The sequence below is a fragment of the Variovorax sp. 01T439_2 genome, assembly GCF_056398445.1.
Genome location: NZ_JBFTPJ010001329.1, coordinates 1 through 1,099 on the forward strand (window position 1 = coordinate 1; position 1,099 = coordinate 1,099).

Annotated in this window: 1 protein-coding gene; it reads left to right on the forward strand. The window is 66.5% G+C overall.

The features are described 5' to 3' along the window. Positions 1 to 1,099, forward strand: a 1,099-nt coding sequence (locus AC1DOC_RS34690; RefSeq protein WP_478131716.1) for an ATPase, T2SS/T4P/T4SS family, incomplete at both ends; no start/stop codon positions are given.

Sequence of the window (1,099 nt, forward strand, 5' to 3'; positions counted from 1 at the left end):
TCCCAGATGGGCGTGGACTGGGTCATTGCCGAATACGACAAGCTCTCGCGCATGATCGAAGCCGCTGCGGTCACTGCGGCGGAAACCATCAACAGCATCGTCGGCGCCGAGTTCGAGTTCGACGACGTCTCGGCGGACACCTCGGGCGATGCCAACGAACAGGCCATCGCCGAGGTCGAGGACGCGCCGGTCGTGCGCTTCCTGCACAAGATGCTGCTCGACGGCGTCAGCATGCGGGCCTCGGACATCCACTTCGAGCCCTACGAGCACAACTACCGGGTGCGCTTTCGCATCGACGGCGAGCTGCGCGAGATCGCGAGCCCGCCCACGCTCATCAAGGACAAGCTGGCCTCGCGCATCAAGGTCATCTCGCGGCTCGACATTTCGGAGAAGCGCGTGCCGCAGGACGGCCGCATGAAGCTCAAGATCGGGCCCGACCGCGTGATCGACTTCCGCGTCAGCACGCTGCCCACGCTGTTCGGCGAGAAGATCGTGATCCGTATCCTGGACCCGAGCAGCGCGCGCCTGGGCATCGACGCCCTGGGCTACGACGCCGACGAAAAGGAGCGCCTGCTGCATGCGATCGGCCGCCCCTACGGCATGGTGCTGGTGACGGGCCCCACCGGTTCGGGCAAGACGGTGTCGCTCTACACCTGCCTGAACCTGCTGAACCAGCCCGGCGTCAACATCGCCACGGCGGAAGACCCGTCCGAAATCAACCTGCCGGGCGTGAACCAGGTGAACGTCAACGAGCGCGCCGGGCTCACCTTCGCGGCGGCGCTGCGCKCSKTCCTGCGSCAGGATCCSGACRTSRTCATGGTCGGCGAAATCCGCGACCTSGARACSGCCGASATCKCGATCAAGGCSGCGCAGACSGGCCACMTGGTGCTSTCSACSCTGCAYACCAACGACGCGCCGACCACGCTCACGCGCATGCGCAACATGGGCATCGCGCCGTTCAACATCGCCTCCAGCGTGATCCTGATCACGGCGCAGCGGCTCGCGCGGCGCCTGTGCCACGTATGCCGCGCGCCGGCCGACATGCCGCGCCAGGCGCTGCTGGACGCGGGCTTCAAGGAAGAACAGCTCGACGGTACCT